The sequence below is a fragment of the Stenotrophomonas panacihumi genome, assembly GCF_001431645.1.
GTDB lineage: Bacteria > Pseudomonadota > Gammaproteobacteria > Xanthomonadales > Xanthomonadaceae > Stenotrophomonas_A > Stenotrophomonas_A panacihumi.
In genome coordinates this window covers 1-6,606 of sequence record NZ_LLXU01000061.1, presented here as the reverse complement: position 1 = coordinate 6,606, position 6,606 = coordinate 1, and the positions used below count along the sequence as shown (strand labels likewise).

General features: G+C 68.9%; 6 protein-coding genes and 1 tRNA gene. 6 read left to right on the top strand and 1 reads right to left on the bottom strand.

Annotation, left to right across the window (positions count from 1 at the left end):
• Nucleotides 1–316: 316 nt before the first annotated feature.
• Nucleotides 317–391, bottom strand: a tRNA-Glu gene (locus ARC20_RS06310).
• Nucleotides 392–462: 71 nt separating this feature from the next.
• Between ARC20_RS06310 and pcnB the strand changes: the two genes are divergently transcribed.
• The 6 genes from pcnB (at nucleotide 463) to pgi (ending at nucleotide 6,006) form a co-directional block, all read left to right on the top strand.
• Nucleotides 463–1,833: a polynucleotide adenylyltransferase PcnB gene (gene pcnB, locus ARC20_RS06305; protein ID WP_057645928.1), complete on the top strand. Its 1,371-nt coding sequence runs from the start codon at nucleotides 463–465 to the stop codon at nucleotides 1,831–1,833.
• A gap of 2 nt (nucleotides 1,834–1,835) precedes the next feature.
• Nucleotides 1,836–2,324: a 2-amino-4-hydroxy-6-hydroxymethyldihydropteridine diphosphokinase gene (gene folK, locus ARC20_RS06300; RefSeq protein WP_057645926.1), complete on the top strand. Its 489-nt coding sequence runs from the start codon at nucleotides 1,836–1,838 to the stop codon at nucleotides 2,322–2,324.
• Nucleotides 2,325–2,359: 35 nt separating this feature from the next.
• Nucleotides 2,360–3,175: a 3-methyl-2-oxobutanoate hydroxymethyltransferase gene (gene panB, locus ARC20_RS06295; protein ID WP_057645924.1), complete on the top strand. Its 816-nt coding sequence runs from the start codon at nucleotides 2,360–2,362 to the stop codon at nucleotides 3,173–3,175.
• A complete protein-coding gene (gene panC / locus ARC20_RS06290) occupies nucleotides 3,172–4,014 on the top strand; it encodes a pantoate--beta-alanine ligase (protein WP_057645922.1) in 843 nt (280 codons plus the stop codon). The genes panB and panC overlap by 4 nt, the downstream gene beginning before the upstream one ends.
• A gap of 91 nt (nucleotides 4,015–4,105) precedes the next feature.
• Nucleotides 4,106–4,486, top strand: coding sequence for an aspartate 1-decarboxylase (panD, locus tag ARC20_RS06285; protein ID WP_057645919.1), 381 nt, complete (start codon nucleotides 4,106–4,108; stop codon nucleotides 4,484–4,486).
• Complete coding sequence (gene pgi / locus ARC20_RS06280) at nucleotides 4,483–6,006, top strand: glucose-6-phosphate isomerase (protein ID WP_057645917.1); 1,524 nt, start codon at nucleotides 4,483–4,485, stop codon at nucleotides 6,004–6,006. Before panD ends, pgi begins: the two co-directional genes overlap by 4 nt.
• The last annotated feature ends 600 nt before the right edge of the window (nucleotides 6,007–6,606 follow it).

The window sequence follows — 6,606 nt, the reverse complement described above, 5'->3', positions numbered from 1 at the left end:
CCGGAAAGGGCCTGCCCCCGGACGCCCGTTCGTCCCGCGCGATCGGAACGAAGATCAAAGGCGTGCACGCTCGCGCATCTCGTGACCGTGTCGTGGCCGGTCGCAGGGCGAGGCTGCTGGCGGCGCGGTGCCCCGAGTCTTGATGGAGCGGAGCCCCCCTTTGTTAAGGGGGGCGCGCCGAAGGCGCGGGGGATAGGCGAGGGTAGGTGCGGGGCCCCAAGGCGCTTCGCGCCTTGGGGGCGCAGCCTGCATCGCAGGCTGCGCGCGCCAGCTATACGCAAAAAAGCCCGCTTTCGCGGGCCTTTTTGCGTATAGCTGGCGCTCCCTAGGGGACTCGAACCCCTGTTTTAGCCTTGAGAGGGCCACGTCCTAACCACTAGACGAAGGGAGCGTTTCTGGCCGTGTCCGGCCGAGCGCGCTAGTATAGAGAGCTGATCGTCTCATCGCAATCCTGTTTCGTTCCTGGGAACCGCCGACATCGAAACGCCAGTTACATCACCGTTCACCCTGCGCGTCATCCCGCGTGACCAGCACAATATCTCGCGCCGGGACATCAGTCCGAACGCGTTGCGCGTGCTCTATCGCCTGCGCGAAGGCGGCTTCGGCGCCTACCTCGTCGGTGGCGCCGTCCGCGACCTGCTGGTCGGCGGACACCCGAAGGACTTCGACGTGGCCACCGATGCCACGCCCGAGCAGGTCAAGTCGTTGTTCCGCAACTGCCGCCTCATCGGCCGCCGTTTCCGCCTCGCCCACGTGGTGTTCGGCCGCGAGATCATCGAGGTCGCCACCTTCCGCGCCAACAGCGACGACGGCAGCGGCGACCGCGAGCTGGAGAACGGCCGCCTGGTGCGCGACAACGTCTACGGCTCCATCGAGGACGACGCGGTCCGCCGCGATTTCACCTGCAACGCGCTGTACTACGCCATCGAGGATTTCTCGGTGCGCGATTACGTCGGCGGCTTCGAGGACGTGCAGGCGCGCGTGATGAAGCTGATCGGCGACCCCGAGCAGCGTTACCGCGAAGACCCGGTGCGCATGCTGCGCGCGGTGCGCCTGGCGGCCAAGCTCGGCTTCACCATCGACGAGGCGACCGCCAACCCGATCCCGCGCCTGGCCGGGCTGCTCGGCGAAGCCGCGCCGGCGCGGCTGTTCGAGGAAATCCTCAAGCTGTTCCTGTCCGGCCATGCCGTGGCCAGCTTCGAGGGCCTGGAGCACTACGGCCTGTTCGCCACGCTGTTCCCGGAAAGCGGGGCGGCGCTGCGCAGCAACCGCAGCGGCGCGCTGCGCCGCATGCTCATCGAAGGCCTGCGCAATACCGATGCGCGCGTCGCCAACGACGAGCCGGTGTCGCCGGCGTTCCTGTTCGCGCTGCTGCTGTGGCCGGCGTTCTGCAAGACGCTGATCGGCCTGCAGGCGCAGGGCGTGCACGCCGAGGAGGCGCAGCGTCGCGCCGCCGACCGCGTCACCCTGCACCAGCTCGAACGCGTGGCGTTGCCGCGCCGGTTCTCGCTGCCGATGCAGGAAATCTGGCTGCTGCAGTCGCGCTTCTCCGCGCGCCAGCGCAAGCGTGTGTTCCGCACGCTGTCGCACCCGCGCTTCCGCGCCGCGTTCGATTTCCTGGTGCTGCGCCAGACGGCCTCGGCCGACCACGCGGTGGACATCGCCTTCTGGCGCGAAACCGTGCAGACCTCCGGCCACGAGATCGCCTCGCACGAGGACGGCCCGCAGGACGAGGCGGGTGAAGAGGGCGCGCCGCGCAAGCGTCGTCGCCGTCGCCGCCGTCCGGGTGGCGAGGGCGGCGAGGGTGGCTCGGCGGGCGGCAGCGCCGACTGAGCGTGGCCCACATCGCCCATATCGGCCTGGGCGGCAACCTCGGTGACGCCGAGGCGACGCTGCGCCAGGCCCTGCGCGCACTGGACGCACTGCCGGGCACCCGCTGCCTGGCCGCCTCGCGCCTGTACCGCACGCCGGCCTGGGGCCGGCTCGACCAGCCGGCCTTCGTCAATGCCGCCGCCACCGTGGAAACCACGCTGGCGCCGGAAGCCCTGCTCGATGCCCTGCTGGCGCTGGAGCGCACCCACGGCCGCGAGCGCCCGGACGGCGAGCGCTGGGGGCCGCGCACCCTGGACCTGGACGTGCTGCTGTTCGACGAGCAGGTCATCGACACCCCGCGCCTGAAGGTGCCGCACCCACACCTGCACGAGCGCGCGTTCGCCCTGCTGCCGCTGGCCGAGATCGCCCCGGATGCGCGCATTCCCGGGCATGGAACGGTGCAGGCCGCACTGGCGGTGGTGGAAACGGGCGGATTGGCGCCGATTGGGTAGATAATGCGCGGCTCATCACCCCACGTAATGAGCTCATGAGTACCCACGCCGACAGCAAGCCCTGGACGGTGCCCGCGCTGGCAGAAGCCAAGCGCGATGGCCGCAAGCTGGTCATGCTGACCGCCTATGACGCCGGTTTCGCCCGTGCTTTCGATGCCAACGGGGTCGACCTGATCCTGGTCGGCGACTCGCTGGGCATGGTGGTCCAGGGCCAGGATTCGACCCTGCCGGTGACCACCGACGACATGGTCTACCACACCACCATCGTGGCCCGCGGCCTGTCGCGCGCGCTGCTGGTGAGCGACCTTTCCTTCCAGGCCGATGCCACCCCCGAGCGCGCGCTCGACGCCGCCACGCGCCTGCTGCAGGCCGGCGCGGAGATGGTCAAGATCGAGGGCGCCGGCCACAAGCTCGACGTCATCCGCTACCTGGTGGAGCGCGAGATCCCGGTGTGCTCGCACTTGGGCCTGACCCCGCAGTCGGTGCTGCGCTTCGGCGGCTACAAGGTGCAGGGGCGGGGCGAGGCGGGCGAGCGCCTGCGCGCCGAGGCCCGCGCGGTGGCCGAGGCGGGCGCCTCGATGCTGGTGCTCGAATGCGTGCCGTCGCCGCTGGCCGCGCAGATCACCGCCGAGCTGTCGATTCCGACCATCGGGATTGGTGCTGGCCCCGGTTGCGATGGCCAGGTGCTGGTGCTGCACGACTTCCTCGGCCTGGACAGCGGCCACCGCCGTCCGAAATTCGTGAAGGACTTCCTCGCCGAAGGCGGCTCGGTGGCGGGCGCGGTGCGCGCCTATGCCGCCGCGGTGCGCGACGGCAGCTTCCCCGACGCAGAGCACGCCTACGCCTCATGATCGAAACCGTTACCGAACTGGCGCGCCTGCGCGAACTTGTCACCGGCTGGAAGCGCCAGGGCCTGCGCGTGGCGCTGGTGCCGACCATGGGCAACCTGCACGCCGGCCACTTCTCGCTGGTGATGCTGGCCCGCCAGTACGCCGACCGCGTGGTCTCCAGCGTCTTCGTCAACCCGACCCAGTTCGGCCCGAACGAAGACTTCGCCCGCTACCCGCGCACGCCCGAGGCCGACATGCGCGGCCTGCAGGACGCCGGTTGCGACGTGCTGTGGCTGCCGAGCGTGGAGACGATGTACCCGCTGGGCACCGAGCTGGCGATGCGCATGCATGCCCCGGGCGTGAGCGACGTGCTCGAAGGCGCCTGCCGCCCGGGCCACTTCGATGGCGTGTGCACGGTGGTGGCGCGGCTGTTCAACCAGGCCCAGCCGGACGTGGCCGCGTTCGGCAAGAAGGACTACCAGCAGCTGGCGGTGATCCGCCAGATGGTGAGCGACCTGGCGTTCCCGATCGAGATCCTCGGCGGCGGCATCGTCCGTGAGCAGGACGGGCTGGCGATGAGTTCGCGCAACCAGTACCTCTCGGCCGAGGAGCGGCCGGTGGCTTCGGAGATCCGCAAGGTGCTTGTGGCGTTGCGCGACGCCTGCCTGGCCGGCACCGCGCGTGCCAGTGCCGAGGCCGTGGCCACCGCGCAGCTGGAGGCCGCCGGCTTCCAGGTCGATTACGCGGTGGTGCGCACCCCGGCGCTTACCGAACCGGACGACGCCTACGCCGGCCCGCGCGTGGCGCTGGTCGCCGCCAAGCTGGGGCGTACCCGGCTGATCGACAACCTCGAGTTCTGAATGACCGGGCCTCCACAGGGCCCGGTTTCACCTTTCGCGGTCCCCGGCCGCTAAACTTTCCGCCTTTCCTACGTGCCGTAGTAACGCCCTCATGCAACTGTCCCTGCTGAAAGCCAAGATCCATCGCGCCACCGTCACCCACTCCGAGCTCAACTACGAAGGCTCCATCGCCATCGACGACCTGCTGCTGCAGGCCAGCGGCATCCGCGAGTTCGAGCAGGTGCACATCTGGGACGTGACCAACGGCAGCCGCTTCACGACCTACGCCATCCGCGCCGAGGCCGGCAGCGGCGTCATCTCGCTCAACGGCGGCGCCGCGCGCCACGTGCAGGTCGGCGACCTGGTCATCATCGCCGCGTTCGTCGGCCTGAGCGCCGAGGAAGCCGATACGTTCAAGCCCGACCTGGTGTACGTGGACGGGCAGAACAAGATCACCCACACCAACCACAGCATCCCGACACAGGCCGCATGACACAGTCCAACGGATTCGACTCGCTGCACTCCCACGCTCAGCGTCTGCGCGGAGCGTCCATTCCCGATCTGCTCGCCGCCGAGACCGGCCGGCCGGCGCGGTATGCGAAACGGGTCGGTCCGTTGTACTTCAACTTCGCGCGGCAGAAATACGATGCCGCCGCGCTCGACGCGCTGCTGGCCCTGGCCGAGCAGCGCGGGCTGGCGCAGGCCTTCCAGCGCCTGTTCCGCGGCGAGCAGGTCAACGTCACCGAGGGCCGCGCGGCCCTGCACACGGCGCTGCGCGGCAACCTGACCGACGCCCCGGTCGCCCAGGAGGCGTACCGCACCGCCGCCGAGGTGCGCGGGCACATGCGCGAGCTGGTCGACGCGCTGTCGCGCACCGGCGTGACGGACATCGTCAGCGTGGGCATCGGCGGTTCGGACCTGGGCCCGCGCCTGGTGGCCGACGCGCTGCGCCCGGTGGAAGGCGCGCGTTTCCGCGTGCATTTCGTGTCCAACGTCGATGGCGCGGCGATGCAGCGCACGCTGGCGACGCTGGACCCGGCCACGACGGCCGGCATCCTGATTTCCAAGACGTTCGGCACGCAGGAGACGCTGCTCAACGGGCAGATCCTGCGTGACTGGCTGGGCGGCGGCGAGCGCCTGTACGCGGTGAGCGCCAACCCGGAGCGCGCCGGCAAGGCGTTCGACATCCCCGCCGGCCGCGTGTTGCCGATGTGGGACTGGGTGGGTGGGCGTTATTCGCTGTGGTCTGCGGTGGGTTTCCCGATCGCGCTGGCGATCGGCTTCGAGCGCTTCGAGCAGTTGCTGGCGGGCGCGGCGGAGTTCGACGCGCACGTGCTCAATACGCCGCTGGCCGACAACGTGGCGGTGCTGCACGGCTTGACCGCGGTGTGGAATCGCAACCTGCTCGGCCATGCGACCAACGCGGTGATGACGTACGACCAGCGCCTGGCGCTGCTGCCGGCGTATCTGCAGCAGCTGATCATGGAGAGCCTGGGCAAGCGGGTGAAGCTGGATGGCAGCCCGGTGGACAGCGATACCGTGGCGGTGTGGTGGGGCGGTGCGGGCACCGATGTGCAGCACAGCTTCTTCCAGGCCTTGCACCAGGGCACCAGCGTGGTGCCGGCGGATTTCATCGGGACGGTGAACAACGATGATCCGTATGCGGTGAACCACCAGGCGCTGCTGGCCAACCTGCTGGCGCAGACCGAGGCGCTGGCGAACGGGCAGGGCAGCGAGGATCCGGCGCGGGACTATCCCGGTGGCCGGCCGAGCACGCTGGTGCTGTTCGATCGTTTGACCCCGCAGGCGCTGGGCGCGCTGATCTCCATGTACGAGCACAGCGTGTATGTGCAGTCGGTGATGTGGGGGATCAATGCGTTCGACCAGTTCGGGGTGGAGCTCGGGAAGCAGCTCGCCAGCCAGCTGTTGCCTGCGTTGCAGGGGCAGGGGGGCGATGTCGCTGATCCGGTGACGGCTGCTGCGCTGGCGGAGATTGTTGCTCGGGCTGGGTGAGCAGAGGGGAAGGTTTTGTATGGGGCGGCCGATGGCCGCCCTTTTTTGTTTGTGCGGTGCTTTGTGAGTGGATTGGCCTTCGAGGTTGATCGGCTGTTTGTGTTTTGTTGCACGGCCTGCGGGGGCTGGGCCCTTTCGGGACACGCCGTGAACCCATCCATGGGGGCTCGTCGGCGCCATCCATGGCGCCAACGGTCCCGAAAGGGCCCAGCCCCCACAGTCCCTCCAAATCCCCACGACCGGACACCAACATCCAAAGCGCGTCACGGCGCGCCAGAGCGGCCTCAGCCGCGACCGGAAGAGCAAAAGCAAGATGGAATTTGGAGAGATGAAATGGATCAGAGCAAGGCTTTGGCTTTTGCCTTTGCTCTTCCCCTTCCCACTCTCCGCGCGTCCTTATCGAAGTGGGATCAATGACGCGCCTAGCGCCGGGCTGGCGTATAGGGGCGTCAGCGGGCCATGGATGGCCCGCGTGCGGCGAGTCGAACAGGATGTTCGCCCGAGCCGTGACGACCCTATACGGCAGGCCGGTGCCCGCACCGTAAGAAGGTATTACCTACCGCACACACCACATGCGCACGCGCGCAAAAAAATCAGTCC

Bases quoted from the DNA above. Each gene is read 5' to 3' on its own strand.
- panB (WP_057645924.1), top strand. From the start codon at position 2,360: ATGAGTACCCACGCCGACAGCAAGCCCTGGACGGTGCCCGCGCTGGCA.
- panC (WP_057645922.1), top strand. From the start codon at position 3,172: ATGATCGAAACCGTTACCGAACTGGCGCGCCTGCGCGAACTTGTCACC.
- panD (WP_057645919.1), top strand. From the start codon at position 4,106: ATGCAACTGTCCCTGCTGAAAGCCAAGATCCATCGCGCCACCGTCACC.
- pgi (WP_057645917.1), top strand. From the start codon at position 4,483: ATGACACAGTCCAACGGATTCGACTCGCTGCACTCCCACGCTCAGCGT.